Raw genomic sequence first — 22163 nt, forward strand, 5'->3', positions numbered from 1 at the left:
CCAAAACATGAGCGAAGCGTAAACGGAAAACGCCGCCCCATGTTGGAGCGGCGTTCTTTAGAACTTATTCCGGTAAGATGTTATTCTTCCACGGCTTCTTCTTCGTCGCCGTTGTCCGCAATCCAGGCCACGGAAACAACTTCTTCGCCTTTGCCGGTGTTGAAGATCCTGACGCCGCCAGCAGAGCGGGAGCGGAACGATATCCCATCCACCGGCACCCGGATCGATTGCCCCTTGGAGGTGGCCAGCATGATCTGGTCGTCGAGCTCAACCGGGAAGGACGCCAGCAGCGCGCCGCCGCGCATCGCCTTGTCCATCGCAGTCACGCCCATGCCGCCGCGTCCGCGGACAGGATAATCGTGGCTGGAGGACAACTTACCGGCGCCTCCTGCAGTGATCGTGAGAATCAGGTTCTCGGCTGCAGACATCTCCGCAAACAGCTCGGTCGAGAAGTTCGGATCTTCGACCGCATCCTCGTCGGAGGCATCTTCATCCGTCAGACCAGCCATGGCGCGGCGCATCTTCAGATAGGCGGTGCGCTGCTCCGGCGTGTATTTGGAATGACGGATCACCGACATGGAGACAACCTCGTCCCCGTCGCCCAGCCTGATGCCGCGCACACCCACAGAATTGCGGGAGTTGAACACGCGCACCTCTGTTGTCGGGAAGCGGATGGCACGGCCGGTGTTGGTCACCAGCATGATGTCGTCATCTTCGGAACAGATGCGTGCATTGATCAGCTTGGTGCCCGCGTTGTCGTCCTCAAACTTCATCGCGATCTTGCCGTTGCGCATGACATTCGTGAAATCTGACAGACGGTTACGGCGCACAGTTCCCGCAGATGTCGCGAACATGATTTGCAGATCGTTCCAGTCTTCCTCGGCACGATCAACAGGCATGATCGCGGCGATCGACACGCCCTGAGGAATGGGCAGGATGTTGATGATCGCTTTACCCTTGGAGGTCCGTCCGCCTTGCGGCAGGCGCCAGGTCTTTAGCTTGTAGACCATGCCATCGGTGGTGAAGAACAGAAGCTGCGTATGGGTATTTGCCACGAAGAGTGTGGTGACCACGTCCTCTTCCTTGGTCTGCATGCCCGACAGTCCCTTGCCACCACGTTTCTGCGCGCGGAAATCGGCCAGCGGCGTGCGTTTGATGTAGCCACCAGAGGTCACGGTCACCACCATGTCCTCACGCTCGATCAGGTCCTCGTCTTCCATATCGCCGGACCAGTCGACAATCTCGGTGCGACGGGGGACGGCGAAGTTTTCTCTGACTTCGGTCAGCTCATCGGCAATGATGCCCATGATGCGTTCGCGAGAAGAGAGGATTTCCAAGTATTCCTTGATCTTTCCGGCCAGCTCTTCAAGTTCATCCGTCACTTCTTTGACGCCGAGTTGGGTCAGGCGCTGAAGGCGGAGTTCCAGAATTGCTCGGGCCTGAACTTCGGACAGGTTATAGGTGCCGTCCTCGTTCATCGTGTGGGTCGGATCGTCGATCAGACGGATGTAGGGGGCGATTTCCATAGCCGGCCAACGGCGCGTCATCAACTTGTGCCGTGCTTCCGCCGCATCTGCAGAAGAGCGGATGGTCGCGACCACCTCGTCAACATTGGAAACGGCAACGGCCAGACCGCAGAGCACATGGCTCCGCTCGCGCGCCTTGCGCAGGTTGAAGGCGGTGCGCCGTGCAACAACATCCTCGCGGAAGTCGATGAAAGATGTGAGGAATTTGCGCAGCGTGAGCTGTTCCGGGCGCCCGCCGTTCAGGGCCAGCATGTTGCAGCCAAAGGAGGTCTGCATCGGGGTGAACCGGAAAAGCTGGTTCAGCACCACTTCGGCAGTGGCGTCGCGCTTCAGCTCGACCACCACACGCACACCGTTACGGTCAGATTCATCCTGAACGTGGGAAACACCTTCGATGCGTTTCTCGCGGACTTGCTCGGCGATCTTCTCGATCATCGAGGCCTTGTTCACCTGATAGGGAATCTCGTCTACAACAATGGCGTAGCGATCTTTCCTGATCTCTTCGACGCGGGTTTTCGCGCGAATGACCACGCTGCCGCGCCCTTCGAGATAGGCCTTGCGCGCGCCTGAGCGGCCCAGCATCACGGCCCCGGTCGGAAAATCCGGCCCAGGCACATAGTCGATCAGCTGTTCAGACGTAAGGTCAGGATCTTCAATCAGCGCCAGTGTCGCGTTGATGACTTCGCCGAGATTGTGCGGCGGAATGTTGGTGGCCATGCCGACCGCAATACCACCGGCGCCATTGACCAGCATGTTCGGGAACCGTGCCGGTAGCACCGTCGGTTCCTTGTCCTTGCCGTCGTAGTTGTCCTGGAAGTCGACCGTTTCTTTTTCGATATCCGCCAGCATGAAGGCCGCGGGCTTATCCATCCGGACTTCGGTATACCGCATGGCCGCCGGGTTGTCGCCGTCCATGGAGCCGAAGTTGCCCTGACCATCCAGCAGTGGCAGCGACATGGAAAAGTCCTGCGCCATCCGCACCAATGCGTCATAGATCGCGCTATCGCCGTGCGGGTGGTACTTACCCATCACATCGCCAACCGGTCGCGCGGATTTGCGATAAGACTTCTCATGCGTGTTGCCGGTCTCATGCATGGCATAGAGGATCCGGCGGTGAACCGGCTTCAGTCCATCCCGCAAGTCCGGGATGGCACGGCTGACAATAACCGACATCGCATAATCGAGGTACGACGTGCGCATCTCGGATTCGATGGAAACGGTCGGTCCGTCATACGACGGGCGTACCGGCAGGTTTTCATCAGGATTTTCAGGAGTTTCCGGCGTATCGCTCACGTTGGCTGCCCGCTTCTCATTTGGATCTATATGTTGTGGAGACACCTTATCAGACTGCGCATATGACGTGCAAGCAAGCTACTTGGGATATGCTGGCAGCCACTGCGTATATCTGCTAACAATCTGATTTATATGAAAATTTACCTGCCCCGATTAGGGTGGTCTTATCGATCAGTCAATGGAGGCCCCAAATGGACCCATCTGAAACCGAATTGATGCTCAAGGGATATGGCCTGACCACGGCCGAGTTCACCTACCACATGCCGGATTTTGCCCATGTGTTGAACACCTTTGTTTGGCAGGACTACGATCTTGCACCGGATCATCCGCGACTGCTGTCTTTCATAGATTTCTGGAAGGAAGAGATCGAGGGCCCGTTGCGTCATGTGCGGTTCTCGCATCGGAAAATGATGTCCAGCGGCGAGTGGCGACATGTTGTTGGTGAATTTCACCTCAACTAACAGCGTCGGTCGAGAAGCGATCCATCCTGCGGTCTTGGCCCGCTGGCCAACCTGTGACACAGTTCGCTCAACGACAGGCTCCGCTTATGGGCGGAGCCTCAAGTTTGAGGAGCAAGGCCATGAATTTCAACGAATACCCGGACAGAGAAATGCTGTCTATTTCCGTCGCGAACCGGATCGCGGGCGATTTAAAGAACCACCTTCTTCGCAATGGTCGGGCAGCGATCGCCGTCGCGGGTGGCACGACACCTGGACCGATTTTTGACGATCTCTGCGCGGCGGAGCTGGATTGGAAAAACGTTTGTGTCATGGCGTCGGACGAGCGGTGGGTCCCCGAAGACAGTGAGCGCTCCAATGCGCGTTTGATCCGCAACCGTTTGTTGACCAACCGTGCGGCAGACGCGAGCTTTCTTCCGTTCTATATGGAGGGGGTCGACCCTGATGCAGCTGTTGGGCCGCTGTCAGAGAAGGTCCGTGACCAGTGCAGCCTCGCTGTGGCCTTGCTGGGCATGGGGGCAGACATGCACACCGCTTCGCTTTTCCCAGGCGTGAGCGGCTTGCGCGAGGCGTTGTCACCGGACGCCCCCGAAGTGGCCGTTATGCGCCCCGATAGCCAGCCTGAAGCACGTATTTCGCTGACCGCCCATGTCCTGGATAGCGCAATGGCCAAGCATCTGGTGATTTTCGGCGAAGAAAAGCGTGAGGCGTTGGATCGCGCCCTGACATTGCCGCCGGAAGAGGCTCCGATCCAGTCCGTGCTGTCGGAGTGTCAGGTGCATTGGGCCATGTAAGGTCCATGTGAGTGCAGGCAGAAGTTAGCTTTCCTCTGTCGCACCATCCAGTTCAACGAATTGCTGTCGCAGGCTGTCCGGGATCGGATGGCCTGCGCTGCCATCTGCGGTGCGAAAGACCATGACACCGACCATCCGCGCACGTAGATCTCCAGACCAGATCTGTTGTTCCATCGTATATGAGGTGCGTCGAAACGACAGGACGCGCGCGGTGGTCAGGTAAGTCTCACCCAGCACCATTTCCTTTACGTAGTGAATATCGGCATTGCGCACCACATGCCGTGGCTCGCCTTCACCGCGAAAGTGATGACGGAAATGGGTGTTGTAGTAGTGAACGCGCAGGGCTTCGAACCAGTCGAGGTAGGCCTTGTTGTTCACATGCTGGAGGATGTCGATCTCCGAGAACCGTACTCTGTCGGCCATCGCCATTGGGGCTGCTTCGGGCAGGCCTTGAGCGAGTTGTTCTTCTGGGCGAAGCGGGGTGAGAAATCGTAAATCCATAGGGCAGGAGGTAAGCCCATGCTGCTGAAGGTGCAATAGATTTATCCTGAACCTATGACACGCCGTCAATGACTGTAAAAGAGACGCGCGAGCGACTGAAAAGCCAGAAAAATAAGCAGGAAACTGGAGCGGGTAGCGGGAATCGAACCCGCGCGTTCAGCTTGGGAAGCCGTAGGTTGTACGCACTAAGTCTCTGATAACATTCAACGTCATTGAGAGCTTCGGGAGAAACTTCGGGACTCGGCGATTTGAAACATGCTGAAATCGTTCATCGCGTCAGCCAAATCGGTGTCGAGGACGTGAGCGTATCGCATAGTCGTTTCAATGCTGGTGTGACCCAATAGCCTGCTTACCAGCTTCAGGTTGCCGGTGGCGCGAAGCATCCGCGTCGCGAAGGTGTGACGCAGATCATGGAAGCGGAAGTCCTCGATCTCTGCCTTTTCCAGGGCGGCCCTGAAATCGTCGAACAGATGACTGTTCTGCCTGATCCGTCGACGCTCCGGATTTCTCTCGTCGTCGGTGATGTAGGTAAACACAAATCTTCTGTGCTCGACCTGCATTGATTTAGGTAGCACAGAAAGCAGAGCGCGGATCTCACCGTTCATTGGGAACTTGAGCTCCCCACCGCCCTTTAGGCGGAAATTGATCCGGCTCTTCTCATGCTTGATGTCGCTCCAGCACAACCCGAGCATCGTAGCTTGTCTGGCTCCGGTCATAAGTGCAAACTTCACAAGAGGTTGGAGATCGCTTCTCAGGTATTTAAAGAGACGATCCTGCTCCCCATAAGTGAGCTCTCTGATCCGTTCTTTTGGCTCCTTTGTTGTAGCCGCCTTGAACTGCAGGTCTGCAGGATTGGCACCGTAGAAGTTCTCCATGTGGCGCAACGCGCGCGCAAGGAATTGGAGGTGCCGGTTTACCGTGGCATTGCTGACCTCTGCACGACGGGTACGGACAAAGCGCATGATGTCCTGATTGGTCAGGCGATCAATGCGCGTTGATCCTGGAATGATCTCAAGGATCTTCTTAGCCTGGCTTTCCGCGGTTCTCGCACTGGATTGCTTCTCGCAAATGTCGGTCCAGTACGTGCCTAGAGCTTCAGAAAGCGTAAATTTTCCAATTGTTTGCGGTGCGGTCTTCGCCTCTACTCTGGCCTGCGATTCAACCGCTTTGGCTTCTTCGAAGTCTTCCGTTCCGCACGATCCATAAAATCTACGACCCCTGATCTGGAAGTCGTAGTGGTAGTATTTGCTGTTCTTCGATCTGAACGGCATGCCTCCACAGTCCTTTCCTCAATATAGGATTCAAGGTCGTCGCGCCGGTATCTGATCGCACCACGCGTGACCTGAACGTATCGTAGCCCGAGCAGCCGACACTCCCGCAATGTTTTTTCACAAACACCAAGGGCTTCGGCGGCTTCTTTGGAGTTAAGTAGCGGTACAGTCACGACTGTTTCTCCAACGTTTCGCGCGTGATTTTAGCTGTCAGGCAGACAGGGTGATTGGCGAGGGCGCGGCGCCTGTCTGCTTCATCGCCCCACTGGCGGGCGGCGGCGTTCATCATGCCTTGGAATGATCGGCTGCGGAGGCGGGCACGCTCCTGACTGGGTGGCATGCGATGCACACGGTTCCAGCGCTTCCATTCCGCGGACAGTCGTTCCGGCTCTGGCAGGCGGTTCGTCTCCCGCAGCGGTGAAAGCCCATCGAGATACCAGCCGGTTGCCTTGTAGGCGGGATCGCCGAAAAGGAAGGGCTGGACGATATCGGGCGCAGGCAGATCAGCAGGCATGCGATCGCGGGCGAGGTCGTTCATTGTCGGGTTCTCGATAGCGCGGCAGGGAATGGGCGCGTGCCAGCAGGCCGTGAAGATGTCCACGCCAAGCTCGAACTCAGCCTTCAGTTCCGCCCAGGACCGCCCCTTAGGCAGCTTCTTCGGATGGGTCCACTTTCCCGGCCCCGACATCCAGCGCCGCCCGGATCTGCAGAGGCGGGTGCAGGGAGGGTGCATCACCGCGAGCAGATCCCAGCCCTCGTGCAATATGCCATCCCGCACGTCGCAGATGATGTGGCGGTTGGATCGGTCTTCTGCGGGGGCAAGGTCACAGGACCAGGCATCATGCCCCAACGCTGCCAGGGCGCGGCGCATGATGCCGCTGGTTTCGCAGGCAACCAGAGCTTTAGCCATTGCGATAGCCTTCCCGCGGTGCCGCGATCCGTCCGCGCCACGCATCAAAGTCAGTGCTCAGCGCATTGAATTTATTGAAAGCTTCACCGCGCAAGTCGAGGTCGCGGCGCGTGATGATGCTGCAGACCGTGCGCAGGTACTCAGCGGCAGCGCTGGCGTTAAACTGCTGATTGGGAAGGCCACTTCGGATGGCGGCAAACTTCTGGAACTGCGGATCATTGCAAAGGATGCCGGCCAGTTGTGCTGGCGAGTTGCGGAGGTTTGCTCCGGTCAAGTCTGCGGTCACTGACGGCATGGGCGCGCGCTCTTTGGTGGATGCGTGAGTGGTGGAATTGGCGCGCGCCCCGGACGGGAAGCTGGTTTCAGAAATCGGACGTGGCATCAAGGGCTCCACAGGCTTGGGCGAAGTAATTGCCCTCGTACTGAAGAAAAAGGGCCGAATCCGAAGCTCCGGCCAGTTCGTCACGGGCCAGTTTCAGGCCGCGTGATCGGGGACGTTGTGGTGCGCGGGCGGTGGGCAATTTGGAGGATTGAGCCGCCCGCGCCTGATCCGCACCGCAAGACGGGTGCGAAACCTCGGGAACCCCATTGGCGCGCAATCCTCCAGCGCGGCGCGGGTGTTCGTTATTCGGGCAAGGGCGGCGCCCTTGGAGTTTGTCCGCTATGGGCGCGGAACCTTGAGAGATAGGGTTTGTCATTGCGGGTGCGCCTCGCCTTACGCCGCATGGGGGTCGTGCGGGCTGATCTGGCGGTCCGCCATGACGCGGCGCACCTTGTGGCCGACGCGCTCCAAGACTTGTTCGGTTGGTTCGGGCATTGGCGCAGGGCGCTCGATCAGGTGTGCAGCCCGCAGGCGCGCCGGGTCAAAGCCTTGGCCGCGCGCGGCTTTCAGCGTGGCCCATGCGGTGGTGAATAGGTGCGGGCTATCGAGATGATCCTCGGGAGAGCCAGCGATTTGCTGAGCGTCACGCAGCACGGCTTCAAGTCTGTCTTGCATTCAATCCTCCATCGGTTGATGGGAGATTGATAGTAGGGGATAATAGTCCCTGTCAATGGTGCAATGGGGAAAAATATCCCCAGTGGTGCGCAGGGCGAACGTCCTCTGATTGCTCGAAGAGAGATTCGGTCACTACGAGAATTTGGTTAGGGGGGGCGTTCACAGCCGCTTTGCGAGGTCCGAAGGCCAATGCAGGCGGACGCGAGCGGCCCACTTTAGTCGAGTGTTCCAAATGTTGTTCGCGCCTGGGTTCAAACTGATCAGGTGGAAGAGGCCGGGCTCATCTCCGGCTTTCACCTGCTTTACCCACCCCATGCCTTCTTCGTCTTCACATACGCATCTGTGTCCGATGACATCGCTAGGCACGCTATCGTGCCCATTTCGCGAGTAGAAAAGTAGGTCACCTGCCGAATATACAGGTTCCATACTATCACCTTCGACCTCAACGGCCACAACTCCGCTAGGTGAAAGCCCTGGCGGGCAAGCTACCTGTGGTCCGTCGCCCTTTGCGTATGCATCAAATACAGGGACGGAGGCACCGGCGCCTACCTTGCCTGCAATGGCGATGGTTGGTGTTCCTTCGAATTCTCCTGCCATAAAGCTTTCAAGCGATATGCCAAGCGCGGCAGCTATGCGGAGCGCATCTTCTGCGTTGGTGCTTTGGGTTTTGCCTTGGTTGATCTTCTTCAGCTGCTCATACGAAACGCCAGCCTTCTCAGCCAGTTTTCGCATCGAAAGCCCAGATGCTGACATGGCTCCATTGAGCGCTTCTCTGAATGATAAAGGCATATGGAGACAATAGTCCCGCAATTCTTTTGCCGATAGGAGATGATTGTCCCTTGATGTGTGGGGATTATAGTCCCTATATGGTCGCATGATGAATGCTCAGCTTATTTCTGAAATCGAGTGCTACGCGGCTGAAAGGCGCGTAGCGCCAGCCACTGTCACAAGTCGCGCGGTTGGAAACAGTCGGCTCTATCGCCGCCTGAAGGATGGAAAAAGCTGCACGCTCTCCGTTGCTGAGAGGTTGCGAAAATACATGGCTGACAATCCGCCACCGAATGAAAGGGCAGCCGCATGAGCCGACCGCGTCTAACCCTGATCGTGAACAATGATGTGCCATGCGACCAGCCTGGCACGTCAGCCGACCAAGCGTCTTGGTCAAATCCGTTGGATCCATACGCGCTAAAGATCAGCGCGCCTGACCTTTGGTCGGCCTACTTCCACGCGCGGTTTCATAGCCCGCGCGAGGTGGCGCTATTCTGTGATGTGTCGTTCCAGACCGCGCTGAACTGGTGGGGTGCTGTGACCGCGCCGGCCAGCCATACCGCCTTGCTGATGATCCTGACCGATCCTGGCGCGTCGGCGTTCTTCCAGGATCAACTGGCGAGGGCAGCATGATGGCGCAGATCACCTCACCCCGTATCGAGCGGATCGCGTTTCAGATCTGGTGGCTGATCGAGGACAGGGCCGGGGAATGCACCTTGGCGGATATGGCCACGTTCACCGGCGCTTCAACGCGGACCTGTTCCCAGATCTGCCGCTATCGCGGTTGGTCTGGACGCTATCGCAAGATGGCGCGCAGTCATGCCGTCGACAATTGCCCGCAGCTGTTCGATGCAATCGATGATGAGCTGTCGTCTTTGTTTGGTGAGGCAGCGTGATGCTGAGCGCCGTTGGATTGCAGCCTGTCTCGACCGAGGAGCTGCCGGAATATCCTCTGGGCATCGAGGACCGGCTCGACAGCCACTACTTCATGGCCTGGGAGCGGCGGCGCTGGCTGAACTCGGACATGCGGCTGAAGGGCACGCCGGAATGCCGGGCGCTCTATTTCGACCTGATCAATATCGCCTATGACCAGACGCCGGTGGGCACGGTGCCGCAGGATCTGGAAACGCTGGCGAAGCTGCTGCTGGTCGATCCGGGTCACTTTCGGTCGCTGTGCAAGCTGGATTACGGCCCGTTGCACAAGTGGACGCCCTGCATCTGCGAGGGCGGCGAGGTGCGGCTGATGCATCCAATGGTGCTCAGGTCGCTGACCGAGGCGCTGTCGCGCAAGGAAGACAATCGCGCCAAGCATGAAGCGGCCAATGCCGCCAAGCGGTTGCAGCGCTTGCGCATGACGGTGGCCGGCTATCACGCCGAGTTGGCGAAGAATGACGCGGCCATTCGCTGGATGGACGAATGGCTGGTCCAGGAGGGCTGCGAGTACCGCAACGCCAGCTGGATCGAGCGCGCCATGCGGTCCTGGTCGACGCATATGTTCGACCTCGGCCAGGCGCGCTCCGGCTCCGTCCGATAACTGTCCGACAGTGTCCAAGACTGTCCGGCGGACAGTTCAAGACAGTCTCGGACAGTCTGAGACTGTCCTGCACGACAGGGACAGAGACAGAGACATAACAAAACAGAAGGACAGTCGCGGGACCGTTCGGGTTCGGTGGCTGTGGATAACTCGGATTTGCTGAGAAAAGAGGTGCAGAGATGGATGAGCAACAACAGGCCGCCGGAGAGAAGCGGGTGCAAGACATGCTGATCACGCCGCTGGAGGCGCTGGGGCTAGCGCGGCCCTCGACCCTTACCAAGGCGCAGTTTGCGGTGATGCTCAGCGAGCTGCGCCAGAAACTGGCGTATCTGACCCCGGGCAGCCTCGCGGTGTTGCGGGATTGGGTGGAGGCTCATCCCGGCGGTCGGGACAAGGATCGGTTTCCGATTGGGTTGAAGATCCTGAACAAGGCGCGGGCGATCCAACCGCCGGAGAGTGGGCCGTCGCCGCTGATGCTGAAGGTTTTTGGGCACGCCCTTGGGCAAGAGGCGCTGGCTGGGGGCTGGGCTCCGGAGCTGCTGCGCTATCTGCGTGGGGCGCGGGAATGGCCGGGGCGTTACACCGTCACCCAGATCCGAAATGAAGCGGATGGGGCTGTGCGCCGGATGGCGGATATCGAGATGCGCCTAGGGCGTGGGGATCGGTTGTCACTCGAAGATGAGAGCTTTCGAGTCCACCGGTCTGAAGCGCTGCAGAAATGCCGGGAGATCACAGACCAGGCGCAGCGAGGTGCAGCAGCATGAGCGAGAATGTTGTGATCGTGGCATCTGATGGCGTGGCGGATCTGACGCCGGTGGCAAAGTTCATGGCGGCACGCCAGCTGCGCCTGCAGGCTGAAACTGTTCGCGTCGAGGCAGTGAAAGCGCGGGGTTATGTGCCCGAGGTCTGCGGCGATGCGATCCCCGAGGCACCGGCCCGCGGTGCGATTCGTGTGTTCCAGCCGATGAGCCTGTTCCCTGATGGCGAAGACGACTGGGTCGCGCGACCCTCGGGCTATCGTGGCCGGTCGGCAATGCAGCGCGCGGATGTGTTCGACGTGATGACGGCCAAGGCGGCCAGCAACGGTAAGCCCGCGCCCTTCACCCGCGAGCAGGTAGCGGCGGGGCGGTACTATCGGGATCTGGTGGAGCGCCACGCTTGTGCTGGCGTCCGGTGCTCATCGGTCGAGGCACTCCGCAGCAGCGGTGGCGGTAGTGGCAGTTTCGTCGATGCGGTGCTGCGAGATCGCGAAGAGATCGAGCGGATCCGCAGGCGCATCGGCACCAGTACGGCCATGGCGGTGCGCAAGATCCGCCCGTCCAAGCGCGGCTCACGCGTGAACATCACGGATCGGAGGCTGGTGGATATGGTGTGCCTGGAGGACAAGCCGATTAGCGCGGTCCTGCGGGCGCATGGTTGGAGTGTTTGGGGGCAAACGGTTGGGGCTGTTGGGCTGACCTTGGCAGAGTTGCTTGAGCGGATTGTGAGGATGAGATAACTGAGATGCCTTTGAGTTTGACGCCGTTTCTGCCCCACGTTCTGACGTTGATGTCGTTGATAACATACTTGTTTTGAATTGAATGAACTCGTGGTGGAGCATAGATGTGAAGGCAGCCCAGAGGTAGCCTTCACCATGAATAAAGACACAATTGCTAACGCTAGTTCAGAGGGATCTTCGCAGGGATTCGTACTCCACTATATCGCACATAGCCAAGGAGCTTCCCTGTCTCTGATAGTTCAAAAAAACCATCATAACCATTACCGTTTAGAGTAGCTTTGCCTCCAGAGATATGTAAGAACCACCCCTCGCACTTGTCCTCGTTGGTCCAAGAAACGCATCCTTCTTCTGGGAATTTTCCTCTTACAGTCACCAGCAGTGCACCACCCATTCTATCGATGTACTTCTTCTGATTCTTGTTCGCATTTGTGGAAATTAGCTCTACAACAATCTGCTTTCTTTGGAGTATTGCTTGCAATAAGATCTCGTGCCGAATGATGTCATCGCTAGCTGTCTTCATTCCAGCCTCAATTGCGAAACTTCTAATTGTAGGTTTGTCCGAACAGACTAGCTTTTCGAATGCGAACAAGCGGTCAAAAGGATCGGCTCCAGCTTCTGTAAGTTTATCTCTGTATTCTTTCAACTCTTCCATCGGGATCGAGTTGTACTGTTCGCAAGCTGACGCATATCCAGAAAATGATATGAAAAATAGTAATGCAGTTAACTTTATCATGTGTTAGATCCTTCTACTATTTCAAAGTATATTATTTGGTTCCCGGCGACCACTTCTGATGTAATGGAAATACTGCATAGCGGTGCGATCTGAGTTAAGGTTTGGGATGGAACTACTCTATGCCAACCAGTGAATTTTCGGTTCGGCATTTTTCTGTCTTCAGTCGCGATTTCGAACCTTGTTCCATCATCAAGTGATTTAACTGAGAAGTTTTTATATCCGCAAATGTCTATTTTTTCCCCCTCGAATATTCCTTTGATTGATATGGATATGGCGTCATCTTGGGAGGCAGGTGATTGGGGAGGATTTGATTTGGGTTTATTGATTGTGCTCCCCTCTTCTGTTTCTGGTAAGGGCTGGTTCGCTACATTTAACTGGGGAGTGGAGCTATTGATATCATTCGGAGTTTCTTCGGGAGTGTTAAAGCTACCTTGCTGACTGACAGGGCTTGATTCGTGCAGGAGGCTCGCAACTATTTGCTCTTGCCTTCGTAATGCTTGAAGTCTTTCTTCGTGCAAGCGCTTTTCTAACTCATTTCTTCTTAACTCCCTTTCCTCTTCTATTTTTTGCCGTTCGTTCATTTGCTTCATTTGTAGTGCAGCTTGTTCACGGCTGATTTTCTGGTCCCAAGCCTTATCAAGCACCAACAGAAGCAGTCCTATGGCTGCACCCCCGGTTAGCCATCTCTGAAAGACAGCCACCTTTAAAAAAGACTCCCGCAGCTTCATTGCAGCTCCTATGTATGCCTTGCTGGCGATGATTTTGCGCAGTTGCAGTACCTTTTTCAAGGCTTGCTTCAACCACGACTTCACAACTGAAGTTCTGTCGATTGAATGAGTGTTCCGTTTCTTGTCAGTAGGTTAAGCTGAAGTCGTGTGGTTCTTTGCGTTGTTGCTGCTAGCGTTTTCCGAGGAGAACTCATCTCTTTTTGTGAACCTTTGCTTCGTCGGCAACCTCGAAGGCTTCGGTAAGCGCCCTATCGCCGCCCTCTCTTCGCATAGAAATGCTGGCACAGAAGGGTGATCTTTTGAGGGTGGATTGGAGAATAGACGAAACCGTAGATCCCCCTTGACGCCAACCTCACCGTTATGGCAGTAGATATGCATCATCACTAAATGCGCCCACGGGAAACCGGCGGGCGCTTTTGCGTTCCGGGGGTATGGTATGACGGCACGGAGCGAGTATCACCATTTGTACAACCTGTCGGCGTGGCGACGTCGGCTGCGGCCTGAGCATCTGGCGCGGGAGCCGCTGTGCCGGGCGTGCCTGCGTCGGGGGATCGTCAATGACGGCACGCTGACGGCCTCCGGCACGCGCCAGCAGAACCCAAAGCGCTGCCGCCTGGTGGTGGATCATGTGATCCCACACCGGGGCGATCAGGCGCTGTTTCTGGATCCAGGCAATCTGCAGACGCTGTGCCCGGATGACCATGATCAGAACAAACAACGGCTGGAGGCGCGCGGGTACTCACAAGAGCGCGGCGCGGATGGCTGGCCGGTGGATCCACAGCATCCCGCCAACCGCTGACGCGGCGGGGCGGCTGCTCATCCACCCCGGGGGGAGGGTCTGAAGGAATTCCGGATGCGGTGGCAACCGGAGGGGGAGCCTTTTTCTGCGCGAAGTGGAAATTGAATAGAAAAAGCCACATGAACAAGGAGTTGACCGGGATATGCGAGGGCGCAGACCGACAGAGGAAAAGGTTGTTGCTCTCGCGGAAGAGGGCGCGCCGCTTCACAATCTGGAAGAGCGGGCGCGGATGCGCCTGGAAGAGATCCGGCCCGAGGGTCTGACGGGCGAGCTGCGCTGGACCTTTGACCGGCTGGCGCTGCCGCTGTGCCATCCAACCGTGGATCGCCTGAAGCCGTCCAATGTGTTCATGTTCCGCCAGCTCTGTGCGGCGGTGGTGCGCCATGAGCGGCTGACACTGGAGCTGGAAGACACCGGCGAGACCTATGAAAGCGAGACGCGCAACGGGGTCCAGATCAAGGCGCGGCCCGAGGTGGCGCAGCTCAACGAGACCTTCCGCCAGATCCGCGGGCTGGCCAATGACTTCGGCATGACGCCGGCGGCGGAGCGGGGCCTGTCGGGGGCGGGGCAGATGGGGTTCAGCTTTCCTGATCCCAATGGACCCGAGAGCTACCTGACGTGAGCGCGACACATGCGCGGACCTCTGAAAGCGAGGATCCAGTGACAGCCTGGGCGCAAGCGGTGCAGGCGGGCGAGGTTGTGGCCGGTCCTTATGTGCGGGCGGCGGCGGATCGGCACCTGCGCGACCTGATCGAGGGCCCCAAGCGCGGGCTCAAATGGGATCTGCCGGCGGCGCTGCGGGCGATCCGGTTTTTTCCGGAGGTGCTGCGGCTCAACGGCGGGCAGTTCGAGGGGCGGCCCTTTGAGCTGCACCCCAGCCAGGCGTTCCGGATTGGCTCGCTCTTTGGCTGGAAGCACTACAGCGCCCGACACGGGGCGTGGCTCAGGCGGTTCACGCGGTTTTACGATGAGGAAGGCAAGGGCAACGGCAAGTCGCCCATGCTGGGCGGCATCGGCCTGTACATGATGGTGGCCGATAATGAGCCGCGCGCCGAGATCTATGCGGCGGCGGCCAAGAAAGACCAGGCGGGGATCCTGTTCCAGGATGCGGTGGCGATGGTGGATCAATCGCCGGTGCTGAAGCGGACGGTGCAGCAGCAGGGGGAAAACCCCGTCTGGCAGATGACCTATCGCGGGCGCGGTGGCGACAAGCGCAAGTTCAAACCACTCTCGGCAGAGAAAGCGCAATCCGGCCCGCGTCCGCATTGTGCGCTCACCGATGAGGTGCATGAGCATCCCAACCGGGATGTGATCGACATGCTGGAACGGGGCTTCAAGTTCCGCAAACAGCCGCTGTTGTGCATGGCGACCAATTCCGGCACCGACAAGAAATCGATCTGCTGGGAAGAGCATCAGCATGGCGTCAATGTCGTCACCGGCGCGGTCGACGATGACAGCACATTCGCGTTCATATGCTCTTTGGATGAAGGCGATGACTGGGAGAATGATCCCAGCTGCTGGGTGAAGGTGAACCCGCTCTTGGGGGTGACCATTGATGAGGAATACCTCACCAAGGTGGTGAGCCAGGCCAAGATGATGCCGGGCAAGCGCAACGGGATTGCGCGGCTGCACTTTTGCCAGTGGACGCAATCGGTGACGGCAGCGATCCGGCGCGAGGCCTGGGTGGCCTGTCATGGTGAGGTGGATCCCGAAGAGCTGACCGCGCAGGGCTATCCCTGTTTTGGCGGTCTGGATCTGAGCCAGGTGCGCGACTTCTCGGCGCTGACACTCACATGGGTGCTGGATGCCACCAAGGACGCCGAGCGTCTGGTCTCAAAGACCTGGTTCTGGACGCCGGAGGGCACGCTGATGGAGCGGTCGGCGCGGGATCAGGCGCCCTATGATCTCTGGGTGCAGCAGGGCTTCATCGAGGCGGTGCCGGGGGATCGGCTCAAATACCCCTGGCTGGCCGATGCGCTGGCGGATCTGACCTCGCGCTATCAGCCCGAGGTGATTGCCTGCGATCAATACGGGCTGGAACGCCTGAAGGACAGTCTGACGGAAAAGGGGCTGGTGCTGCCGACGGAGGTGCATCCGCAGGGCTTCCAGAAACGGGTGCTGGACAAGGTACCGGATCCAACCAACCCGGGGCAGGAGGTCGAGATCTACCTGTGGATGCCGGATTCCATCAACAAGCTGGAGAACGCCATCTACGACGGGCGCCAGATGGTGGCGCAGAACCCGATGCTGGACAGTATGGCGGCCTCGGTGACTTACGCGGAGAACCGCACCGGGCATCGGATGTTTGACAAGGAAAAGGCCCATGGTCGCATCGACGGCATGGTCTCGCTGGCGATGTCGGCGGGGATTGCACTGTGCCGGGAGCGCGGCGGAACGGAACAGTCGCCCTGGGGCGATGAGGATTATTCTCTGGAGGATGTGCTGTGGGATTGATGGGATGGCGCCGTCGCGCGGGGGCCGAGAGCGCAGACCAGCCGGAACAGCGCGCCGAGGTGGTGGACAGCGGCGAGGGGATGATCGCCGAGATGCTGACCGGCGCGGTGGGCGAGGGCGTGACTATGCGCGAAGCGCTGTCGCTGCCGGGGATCTGGGCGGCGATCAACTTCTTGTCGGCAGCCATGGCCGGTCTGCCCATCGAGGTCTTTGAGGCCACGGGCGATGAGGGCGGCGACAAGAAGATCACGGGCGGGGTGGCGGATGTGCTGAGTGCGGCGGTGAATGACAGCACCACCTCCTTCAGCTGGCGGGAGACCTTCTTTGCCGAGGTCTTTGGCCCGGGTCGCGCCTATACCTACATCGAGCGCAATGGCCAGGGCCGGGTGATCAACCTGTTTCCGATGGAGTATCACCGCACCACCGTGCGCAAGGATCGCGGGCGTCTGTTCTATGACTACCGGGAGCCCTCGGGGCGGGTGAAGACCTATCCGGGCCGGGATGTGATCGACATCGCCTTTCTGCTCAAACCGGACCATGTGGGTTGCCACAATCCGGTGATGACCTGCGCCAGCGCCATCCGGCAGGGGCTCAATGCCAATCGCTATGCGCTGACGGTCTTCGGCAAGAATGGCGTGCCGCCCTATATTCTCACCGGCCCGTTCCAGGCGGCCAAGGAGATGATGCGGGCGGCGGCGGATTTGATGAAGGTGACGCGGCGGGCGGCGGATGAAAGCAAGCCGGTGCTGCCGCTGCCGGCGGGGCATGAGCTGAAGCGGCTTGGCGATGATCCGGACAAGATGCAGCTGACCTCGGTGCAGGTGTTTGCGGTGGGGCAGGTGGCGCGGATCTATCAGCTGCCGCCGGTGTTCCTGCAGGAGCTGAGCAAGGGCAATTACAACAATATCGAGCATCAGGATCTTCACCTGGTCAAACACACGCTGCGCCGCTGGGTGAAGAAGTTCGAGCAGGAGCTGACGCTGAAGATCTTCGGGCGCGGCTCCAAACGCTATGTGAAGCTGAACCTCGACGGGATCATGCGGGGCGACTTCAAGACCCGGATCGAGGCGATTGTGAAGGCGATCCAAAACGGCTTGATGACACCAAACGAGGGCCGCGCACTGGAAAACCGCGCGCCTCTGTCCGGGGGCGATGTGCTTCTGGTGCAGGGCGCAACCGTGCCGATTGAACTGGCCGGCAAGGCTTTTGCCAAGGGCGCGGCGGCGCAGGCGGCGGCCGCACCAACAGACGACACCACCACCGACGACCCTGACGACCAGGACGGCGGGGACGAGACCACCCACACAAACTGACGGAGGCTCAGATGAGCGACCCCACACGCGAGGTGCGTTACTGCGCCGTCGCGCCAATAGAGCTGCGCGAAGACACAGGACAAGCGCTGGCCGTGACCGGCTATGCGGCGGTGTTTGGCGAGCGCACCGCCATCGGCCCGCTGGATCGCTGGGGCTGGGAAGAGGTGGTGGAGGCCGGCGCCTTCAGCGCGGCGCTGGACCGGCGCGACGATGTCACCTTCCTGATCGACCACGAGGGCCTGCCGCTGGCGCGCACCAGTTCAGGCACGTTGATGCTGGCGCAGGATCAGCGGGGCCTGCGGGTGGAAACCGAGCTGGATCCGCAGGACCCGGACGTGCAGCGGATCCTGCCGAAGATGCGGCGCGGTGATCTCTCCAAGATGAGCTTTGCCTTCATTGCGGAGAAAGAGACCTGGGACGAGAGCGGCGATCACCCGCTGCGCTCGATTGGCTCGGTGCGGCTCTTTGATGTCTCGATTGTGACCGACCCCGCCTACCAGGGCACCGAGATCGGCCTGCGCTCGAAGGCGGCAGCCTTGGGCGGGGGCGCGCAGCTGTGTCGCCGCCGCATGCAGATGCGCGGGCGTCTGTCTGGCCTGCGCTGAGGGGCGCCGGTCATTGCCCTGTCCCGCGCCTTGGGCAAGCGCAAAAAGATCACATCCATGAGGGTATTATGAGCAAGATCAAAGAACTGCGCGAACAGGCGCAAACCGTCCTGACCGAGGCCACCAGCCTGCGCGACGGGATCACCGACAAGACGCCGGCGGAAGAGGCCCGCGCGGCCAATGACAAGTTTGACACGCTGATGGATCAGTATGACGGGCTGGTGCGCGATGCGGATCGCGAGGAGCGCGCCGCGACCGCCCAGCGGGAGGCTGAAGAGCGCCGCGAGCAGGAAGAGCGCGCCCAGCGGGAACAGAACCGCCCCGGCCAGGACGAAAGCCGCCACCAGCCCGAGGGGGATGTGAGCGAGGAATATCGCGAGGCGTTCCGCCAGTACCTGGCCAATGGTGCGGATCTGTCGGAGATGGATCGCGAGGCACGGGCGGCCCTGCGGGGTGGCGCGCGGGAAGTGCGCACGCAGACCTCGGGAACCGGGGCGCAGGGCGGCTTTCTGGTGCCCACCACGCTTGCGGGCTTCATCAATGTCGCCGCCGCAGCCCATGGCCCGATGATGGATGGTCAGATTGCCACCGAGATCAACCTGGCCAATGGCGCGCCGTTTGATCTGCCGACGGTGGATGACACGGCAGAGGAGGCCAAACCCCATGCCGAGGGCGATGAGGGTGTTGATGATGACAGCGGCGACATCATCCTGGGCAAGACCACATTGCTGGCCTATGCGCTGGTGACGCCTTGGATCAAATGGTCCTTTGAGCTGGCACAGGATTCCGCCTTTGGATTTGAGCCGCTGCTCGGCAAGCTGATCGGGGAGCGCATCGGGCGCAAGGGCAATGCCTGGCTGACCACCGGCAGCGGCAACAACCAACCGCTGGGCTTTGTCACCGGAGCGCCGGTGGGCCATGTTGCCACCGCCACGGATGCCATCACCTTTGATGAGATCTTTGATCTGGAGCACTCCGTTGACCCGGCCTATCGCGGCGGTCCCAAGGTGCGCTACCAGATGCATGACCAGTCGGTGAAGGCGCTGCGTAAGCTCAAGGACGGCAATGGGCGCTATCTCTGGTCCGATGGCGATGTCACCAAGGGGGTGCCGGCCACGCTCAATGGGCGGCCCGTGTCGTTCAACCAGGCGATGGCGCAGATCGGCGCCGGCACCAAGCCCATCGCCTACGGTGACTTCTCGGAATATTACGTGCGCAAAGTGGGCAATCCGCTGCTGGGCGTGGCGCGCGAGAAGTTCTTCCCCAACCTCGGCATCATGGGCGTGCATCGCATTGACGGCGCGCCGGCGCAGACCAAGGCCATCAAAGTCCTGCAGATGAAAGCGGCCTGATCCATGGCGATGGATCGTCTTGTCCCACCGGCGGAGCCGCCGGTGGAGCTCGCCCAACTGCGCGCGCATCTGCGGCTGGAAGAGGGCGAAGAGGATGGCCACCTGCAACAGTGCCTGGATGTGGCAGTGGCGCAGTTTGATGGCGATGATGGTGAGCTGGGCCTCGCGCTGGTCCGCCAGCAATGGCAGCAGAGCTACCCCCATGTGCCCGGCGCAGGTGGCTCGGTTGAGCTGATCCTCGGGCCGGTGACTGCGGTGGAGCAGATCGAGGTCTTCACTCCGGCGGGGATCTGGGAAGAGGTGGCAACTCCGGAGCTGTTTGAGCTGGGCGGGCGGTTCTATGTCCGTGCCCGCAGCTGGCCGCGCCCGGGTCGCTGCGCGCTGCCGCTCAGGGTGCGCTACCAGACCGGCTTTGGTGCGGCGGCTGATGTGCCCAAGCCGATCTGCCATGCCATCCTGCTGTTTGCGGCCCATCTCTACCAGGCGCGCGAGCCGGTGGTGTTCGAGGGCACGCCGGCGGAGGTGCCGCTGTCGATCGCGCGGCTGATCGCGCCCTTCAAAAGCTGGTGGCGGTGATGGCAGAGGTCACCGAACGGGATCGCCGCATTCTCTTTCTCAAGGCACGGCGCGCCGAGAATGATGCGGGCGAAGAGGCCATTATCGGCTGGGACGTGCTGTTTTATCGCTGGGCGGCTTATGAGCCGGTCAGCGATGGCGAGCGGCTCCGGGCGGCGGCGGTGGAACAGCGCAGCGATGCGCGGTTCCGGGTGCTGTGGTCGGGGCCGATGGTGCAGATCACCGGCGCGCATCGGCTGCGCTTTGACGGCGCGGATTGGCAGATCACCGGCCTCAAACAGCGCGGCTTTAAAGGAGAGATCGAGATCACCGCCTGGAAGATCCCGGAGGTCGCCTGATGAGCGTCAAGATGAAGATCGAGGGCGCGGGCGACATCGAGCGCGCGCTGGCCGCCCTGCCGCGTGGCACCGCCAAGGGGGTGATGCGCCGCGCCATGAAGAAGAGCCTCAAGCCGGTGGCGCAGATGGCAGACGCGGCCTCGCCCTTTACGGTTGCGGTGACCTCCAAACTGACCGCGCGGCAAAAACGTGAGTCGCGCCAGGACCGGGGGCGCAGCAAGGTGGTGCTCTATGTCGGCCCGGTTGATGCGGCAGGCGACGGTGAACCCCATGCCCATCTCTATGAGTTTGGCACCGGGATCCGGGTCCAATCCTCCACCGGGCGCAGCACGGGGCGGATGGCAGCGCGTCCGTTCCTGCGCCCGGCCTGGGACGCCAATCAGGCGCAGATGCTCGCCACGCTCAAACGCGAGGTCTGGGGCGAGATCGAGCGGGCGGTGGAGCGCGCCCGGCGCAAGGCGGCGCGGGCAGGCAGATGAGCATGGAACGGGAGCTGAAGGATCTGTTGAAGACTCTCGGGGCGCCGGTGGTCTGGGGCGCGTTTGACAGGGATGTGGGCTTTCCCCGGATCACCCTGCAGCGGATCTCCACGGTGACGCGCTACTCGCTCAAGGGGCGCGCGGATCTTGAGACCGCGCGGGTGCAGGTGAATGTTGCGGCCAAGACGTATGGCGCGCTGCTGAGCTTGGGGCGCGAGGTCTCCACCACACTCACCGACTATCGCGGCGGATCGGTGATCCGCATCAAAGAACTCTCCCGGCGGGATTCCACACAGGAGACCGGCGGCGATGTGATCCGGCTGCAAATGCTGGATGTGCAGGTGCGCTACCGCGCCTGATCTGGCCGGGAAACCGGCACTTCCCAAACAGTATGAAAGGACGAGCCATGGCAGAGAATGTCATCGCAGGCGATCTGGCGGACATTGAATGGTCCCCGGATGGAGAAGAGGCGACGTTTGTCGTCATCAAGGGCTGCAAGACGGTGGGGATCCCCGAGGAGAACCCGGAATACCGGGATCGCACCTCGCTCGACAGCCCCGGTCGGTCGCGCGAATGGGGCGTGGGCCTCACCGATACCAGCGAGCTGACGCTCAGCTGCTTTTATTCCGCCGCGCTTTACGAGTTGGCCGCCGGCTACAAGGCCTCCGGCAAGCCGGTGTTCTTCCGGGTGAAGCTGCCCATGATGGAGGGTCAGGCCACCACGGGGGATGTCTTTGCCTACAAGGCCTTCGTGAACCCCTCGGTGCCCTCGGTCGACCATGAGGGAGATCTGATGACGGATCTCAAACTGCGCCCCACCGGGCTCATCAGCTGGACCAAAGGGAGCTAAGGGATGATTGCAGCGGCAACACTGAAGCAGGGCAGAACGACCCATAAATTGCGCTTCACCACCGGCGCGCTGATGCGCTTTGAAGAGGATAACAACGGCAAGGCCTTTGATGTGCTGCTGGATGATCTGATCCAGGGCAAGGGCGGCGTGCGCCTGCTGGTCTCGGCGCTGTCGGCGGGGCTCGACAATGGCGCCGGGGTTGCGCGCGAGGAGGCGATTGCCTTGGTCGATGCCGCCGGTGGTGCGCGCCAGGTGGTGCCGTTTGTGGGCGACGCCATCGCTAAGGCCTTCCCGCCGCCCTCGGACAAGGGCGACGGGGAGAAGACAGCGGGAAAGGCCAGCCCCCCGGCGGGGGCGTAGACTGGAGCGCGCTGTTTGCGTCGTGG

29 protein-coding genes are annotated in these 22163 nt (G+C 60.1%); 19 read left to right on the plus strand and 10 right to left on the minus strand.

Annotation, left to right across the window (positions count from 1 at the left end):
* Positions 1–80: 80 nt before the first annotated feature.
* Entirely contained in the window at positions 81–2819 is a 2739-nt protein-coding gene (gene gyrA / locus R1T40_RS05290) for a DNA gyrase subunit A (RefSeq protein WP_207796926.1), read from the minus strand.
* Positions 2820–3010: 191 nt separating this feature from the next.
* Here gyrA and R1T40_RS05295 point away from each other — a divergent pair, with 191 nt between their 5' ends.
* A complete protein-coding gene (locus tag R1T40_RS05295) occupies positions 3011–3280 on the plus strand; it encodes an usg protein (protein ID WP_317386135.1) in 270 nt (89 codons plus the stop codon).
* Between the two features lie 119 nt (positions 3281–3399).
* On the plus strand, positions 3400–4071 hold the full coding sequence (gene pgl, locus R1T40_RS05300; protein ID WP_317386136.1) for a 6-phosphogluconolactonase: 672 nt from the start codon (positions 3400–3402) through the stop codon (positions 4069–4071).
* Positions 4072–4095: 24 nt separating this feature from the next.
* On the opposite strand, the gene R1T40_RS05305 is transcribed toward pgl, so the two are convergent.
* From R1T40_RS05305 to R1T40_RS05330, 7 genes are all read right to left on the minus strand, one after another.
* Complete coding sequence (locus R1T40_RS05305; protein WP_317386137.1) at positions 4096–4494, minus strand: acyl-CoA thioesterase; 399 nt, start codon at positions 4492–4494, stop codon at positions 4096–4098.
* Between the two features lie 287 nt (positions 4495–4781).
* Entirely contained in the window at positions 4782–5795 is a 1014-nt protein-coding gene (locus tag R1T40_RS05310) for a tyrosine-type recombinase/integrase (RefSeq protein WP_394805035.1), read from the minus strand.
* Positions 5714–6016 (minus strand): helix-turn-helix domain-containing protein, encoded by a 303-nt coding sequence (locus R1T40_RS22275; RefSeq protein WP_394805018.1) that lies wholly within the window; start codon positions 6014–6016, stop codon positions 5714–5716. The genes R1T40_RS05310 and R1T40_RS22275 overlap by 82 nt, the downstream gene beginning before the upstream one ends.
* On the minus strand, positions 6013–6753 hold the full coding sequence (locus R1T40_RS05315) for a hypothetical protein (protein ID WP_317386139.1): 741 nt from the start codon (positions 6751–6753) through the stop codon (positions 6013–6015). The genes R1T40_RS22275 and R1T40_RS05315 overlap by 4 nt, the downstream gene beginning before the upstream one ends.
* Positions 6746–7135: a hypothetical protein gene (locus tag R1T40_RS05320; protein WP_317386140.1), complete on the minus strand. Its 390-nt coding sequence runs from the start codon at positions 7133–7135 to the stop codon at positions 6746–6748. Before R1T40_RS05320 ends, R1T40_RS05315 begins: the two co-directional genes overlap by 8 nt.
* 333 nt (positions 7136–7468) lie before the next feature.
* The gene (locus R1T40_RS05325; RefSeq protein WP_317386141.1) at positions 7469–7750 is read right to left on the minus strand and encodes a hypothetical protein; all 282 of its coding nucleotides are present in this window, start codon (positions 7748–7750) and stop codon (positions 7469–7471) included.
* Between the two features lie 159 nt (positions 7751–7909).
* On the minus strand, positions 7910–8626 hold the full coding sequence (locus tag R1T40_RS05330) for an XRE family transcriptional regulator (RefSeq protein ID WP_317386142.1): 717 nt from the start codon (positions 8624–8626) through the stop codon (positions 7910–7912).
* Positions 8627–8827: 201 nt separating this feature from the next.
* On the opposite strand from R1T40_RS05330, the gene R1T40_RS05335 reads away from it, so the two are divergent.
* From R1T40_RS05335 to R1T40_RS05355, 5 genes are all read left to right on the plus strand, one after another.
* The gene (locus tag R1T40_RS05335) at positions 8828–9151 is read left to right on the plus strand and encodes a hypothetical protein (protein WP_317386143.1); all 324 of its coding nucleotides are present in this window, start codon (positions 8828–8830) and stop codon (positions 9149–9151) included.
* Entirely contained in the window at positions 9148–9414 is a 267-nt protein-coding gene (locus R1T40_RS05340; protein WP_317386144.1) for a hypothetical protein, read from the plus strand. The genes R1T40_RS05335 and R1T40_RS05340 overlap by 4 nt, the downstream gene beginning before the upstream one ends.
* Positions 9414–10052 (plus strand): hypothetical protein, encoded by a 639-nt coding sequence (locus R1T40_RS05345; protein WP_317386145.1) that lies wholly within the window; start codon positions 9414–9416, stop codon positions 10050–10052. Before R1T40_RS05340 ends, R1T40_RS05345 begins: the two co-directional genes overlap by 1 nt.
* Positions 10053–10231: 179 nt before the next feature.
* Positions 10232–10816, plus strand: a complete 585-nt coding sequence (locus tag R1T40_RS05350; RefSeq protein WP_317386146.1) for a hypothetical protein — start codon at positions 10232–10234, stop codon at positions 10814–10816.
* A complete protein-coding gene (locus R1T40_RS05355; protein WP_317386147.1) occupies positions 10813–11550 on the plus strand; it encodes a hypothetical protein in 738 nt (245 codons plus the stop codon). Before R1T40_RS05350 ends, R1T40_RS05355 begins: the two co-directional genes overlap by 4 nt.
* A gap of 160 nt (positions 11551–11710) precedes the next feature.
* Here R1T40_RS05355 and R1T40_RS05360 read toward each other — a convergent pair whose 3' ends face one another.
* Together R1T40_RS05360 and R1T40_RS05365 are read right to left on the minus strand one after the other, a co-directional pair.
* Complete coding sequence (locus R1T40_RS05360; RefSeq protein WP_317386148.1) at positions 11711–12283, minus strand: hypothetical protein; 573 nt, start codon at positions 12281–12283, stop codon at positions 11711–11713.
* The gene (locus R1T40_RS05365; protein ID WP_317386149.1) at positions 12280–13071 is read right to left on the minus strand and encodes a hypothetical protein; all 792 of its coding nucleotides are present in this window, start codon (positions 13069–13071) and stop codon (positions 12280–12282) included. Before R1T40_RS05365 ends, R1T40_RS05360 begins: the two co-directional genes overlap by 4 nt.
* Before the next feature lie 376 nt (positions 13072–13447).
* Here R1T40_RS05365 and R1T40_RS05370 point away from each other — a divergent pair, with 376 nt between their 5' ends.
* The 12 genes from R1T40_RS05370 to R1T40_RS05425 all read left to right on the plus strand — a co-directional run bounded on the left by R1T40_RS05370 (position 13448) and on the right by R1T40_RS05425 (position 22137).
* Complete coding sequence (locus tag R1T40_RS05370) at positions 13448–13810, plus strand: HNH endonuclease signature motif containing protein (protein ID WP_317386150.1); 363 nt, start codon at positions 13448–13450, stop codon at positions 13808–13810.
* Positions 13811–13952: 142 nt separating this feature from the next.
* Positions 13953–14432, plus strand: coding sequence for a P27 family phage terminase small subunit (locus tag R1T40_RS05375; protein ID WP_317386151.1), 480 nt, complete (start codon positions 13953–13955; stop codon positions 14430–14432).
* Positions 14429–16264: a terminase large subunit gene (locus R1T40_RS05380; RefSeq protein WP_317386152.1), complete on the plus strand. Its 1836-nt coding sequence runs from the start codon at positions 14429–14431 to the stop codon at positions 16262–16264. The genes R1T40_RS05375 and R1T40_RS05380 overlap by 4 nt, the downstream gene beginning before the upstream one ends.
* Positions 16264–17577, plus strand: coding sequence for a phage portal protein (locus R1T40_RS05385; protein WP_317386949.1), 1314 nt, complete (start codon positions 16264–16266; stop codon positions 17575–17577). The genes R1T40_RS05380 and R1T40_RS05385 overlap by 1 nt, the downstream gene beginning before the upstream one ends.
* Positions 17578–17588: 11 nt before the next feature.
* The gene (locus tag R1T40_RS05390; RefSeq protein WP_317386153.1) at positions 17589–18182 is read left to right on the plus strand and encodes an HK97 family phage prohead protease; all 594 of its coding nucleotides are present in this window, start codon (positions 17589–17591) and stop codon (positions 18180–18182) included.
* A 68-nt stretch (positions 18183–18250) separates the two neighbouring features.
* Positions 18251–19534 carry a phage major capsid protein gene (locus R1T40_RS05395; protein ID WP_317386154.1) on the plus strand — a complete coding sequence of 428 codons (1284 nt, stop codon included), beginning with the start codon at positions 18251–18253 and terminating at the stop codon, positions 19532–19534.
* Between the two features lie 3 nt (positions 19535–19537).
* Positions 19538–20110 (plus strand): head-tail connector protein, encoded by a 573-nt coding sequence (locus R1T40_RS05400; RefSeq protein ID WP_317386155.1) that lies wholly within the window; start codon positions 19538–19540, stop codon positions 20108–20110.
* Positions 20110–20448 (plus strand): head-tail adaptor protein, encoded by a 339-nt coding sequence (locus tag R1T40_RS05405; RefSeq protein ID WP_317386156.1) that lies wholly within the window; start codon positions 20110–20112, stop codon positions 20446–20448. Before R1T40_RS05400 ends, R1T40_RS05405 begins: the two co-directional genes overlap by 1 nt.
* On the plus strand, positions 20448–20927 hold the full coding sequence (locus tag R1T40_RS05410) for an HK97 gp10 family phage protein (RefSeq protein ID WP_317386157.1): 480 nt from the start codon (positions 20448–20450) through the stop codon (positions 20925–20927). Before R1T40_RS05405 ends, R1T40_RS05410 begins: the two co-directional genes overlap by 1 nt.
* Positions 20924–21286 carry a tail completion protein gp17 gene (gene gp17 / locus R1T40_RS05415; RefSeq protein ID WP_317386158.1) on the plus strand — a complete coding sequence of 121 codons (363 nt, stop codon included), beginning with the start codon at positions 20924–20926 and terminating at the stop codon, positions 21284–21286. Before R1T40_RS05410 ends, gp17 begins: the two co-directional genes overlap by 4 nt.
* Before the next feature lie 47 nt (positions 21287–21333).
* Positions 21334–21777, plus strand: coding sequence for a phage tail protein (locus R1T40_RS05420; protein ID WP_106164118.1), 444 nt, complete (start codon positions 21334–21336; stop codon positions 21775–21777).
* A gap of 3 nt (positions 21778–21780) precedes the next feature.
* Positions 21781–22137: a hypothetical protein gene (locus R1T40_RS05425; protein WP_317386159.1), complete on the plus strand. Its 357-nt coding sequence runs from the start codon at positions 21781–21783 to the stop codon at positions 22135–22137.
* Positions 22138–22163: the final 26 nt, after the last annotated feature.

It is taken from the genome of Tritonibacter scottomollicae, from assembly GCF_032924845.1.
In the GTDB taxonomy this organism is placed as follows: domain Bacteria; phylum Pseudomonadota; class Alphaproteobacteria; order Rhodobacterales; family Rhodobacteraceae; genus Epibacterium; species Epibacterium scottomollicae.

Coding starts and splice junctions, on each gene's coding strand:
- R1T40_RS05395 (WP_317386154.1), top strand. CDS start 18,251: ATGAGCAAGATCAAAGAACTGCGCGAACAGGCGCAAACCGTCCTGACC.
- gp17 (WP_317386158.1), top strand. CDS start 20,924: ATGAGCATGGAACGGGAGCTGAAGGATCTGTTGAAGACTCTCGGGGCG.
- R1T40_RS05390 (WP_317386153.1), top strand. CDS start 17,589: ATGAGCGACCCCACACGCGAGGTGCGTTACTGCGCCGTCGCGCCAATA.
- R1T40_RS05360 (WP_317386148.1), bottom strand. CDS start 12,283: ATGATAAAGTTAACTGCATTACTATTTTTCATATCATTTTCTGGATAT.
- R1T40_RS05340 (WP_317386144.1), top strand. CDS start 9,148: ATGATGGCGCAGATCACCTCACCCCGTATCGAGCGGATCGCGTTTCAG.
- R1T40_RS05350 (WP_317386146.1), top strand. CDS start 10,232: ATGGATGAGCAACAACAGGCCGCCGGAGAGAAGCGGGTGCAAGACATG.
- R1T40_RS05385 (WP_317386949.1), top strand. CDS start 16,264: ATGGGATGGCGCCGTCGCGCGGGGGCCGAGAGCGCAGACCAGCCGGAA.
- R1T40_RS05315 (WP_317386139.1), bottom strand. CDS start 6,753: ATGGCTAAAGCTCTGGTTGCCTGCGAAACCAGCGGCATCATGCGCCGC.
- R1T40_RS05305 (WP_317386137.1), bottom strand. CDS start 4,494: ATGGCCGACAGAGTACGGTTCTCGGAGATCGACATCCTCCAGCATGTG.
- R1T40_RS05400 (WP_317386155.1), top strand. CDS start 19,538: ATGGCGATGGATCGTCTTGTCCCACCGGCGGAGCCGCCGGTGGAGCTC.
- R1T40_RS05295 (WP_317386135.1), top strand. CDS start 3,011: ATGGACCCATCTGAAACCGAATTGATGCTCAAGGGATATGGCCTGACC.
- R1T40_RS05370 (WP_317386150.1), top strand. CDS start 13,448: ATGACGGCACGGAGCGAGTATCACCATTTGTACAACCTGTCGGCGTGG.
- pgl (WP_317386136.1), top strand. CDS start 3,400: ATGAATTTCAACGAATACCCGGACAGAGAAATGCTGTCTATTTCCGTC.
- R1T40_RS05355 (WP_317386147.1), top strand. CDS start 10,813: ATGAGCGAGAATGTTGTGATCGTGGCATCTGATGGCGTGGCGGATCTG.
- R1T40_RS05330 (WP_317386142.1), bottom strand. CDS start 8,626: ATGCGACCATATAGGGACTATAATCCCCACACATCAAGGGACAATCAT.
- R1T40_RS05320 (WP_317386140.1), bottom strand. CDS start 7,135: ATGCCACGTCCGATTTCTGAAACCAGCTTCCCGTCCGGGGCGCGCGCC.
- R1T40_RS05405 (WP_317386156.1), top strand. CDS start 20,110: ATGGCAGAGGTCACCGAACGGGATCGCCGCATTCTCTTTCTCAAGGCA.
- R1T40_RS05345 (WP_317386145.1), top strand. CDS start 9,414: ATGCTGAGCGCCGTTGGATTGCAGCCTGTCTCGACCGAGGAGCTGCCG.
- R1T40_RS05325 (WP_317386141.1), bottom strand. CDS start 7,750: ATGCAAGACAGACTTGAAGCCGTGCTGCGTGACGCTCAGCAAATCGCT.
- R1T40_RS05425 (WP_317386159.1), top strand. CDS start 21,781: ATGATTGCAGCGGCAACACTGAAGCAGGGCAGAACGACCCATAAATTG.
- R1T40_RS05335 (WP_317386143.1), top strand. CDS start 8,828: ATGAGCCGACCGCGTCTAACCCTGATCGTGAACAATGATGTGCCATGC.
- R1T40_RS05410 (WP_317386157.1), top strand. CDS start 20,448: ATGAGCGTCAAGATGAAGATCGAGGGCGCGGGCGACATCGAGCGCGCG.
- R1T40_RS05375 (WP_317386151.1), top strand. CDS start 13,953: ATGCGAGGGCGCAGACCGACAGAGGAAAAGGTTGTTGCTCTCGCGGAA.
- R1T40_RS05420 (WP_106164118.1), top strand. CDS start 21,334: ATGGCAGAGAATGTCATCGCAGGCGATCTGGCGGACATTGAATGGTCC.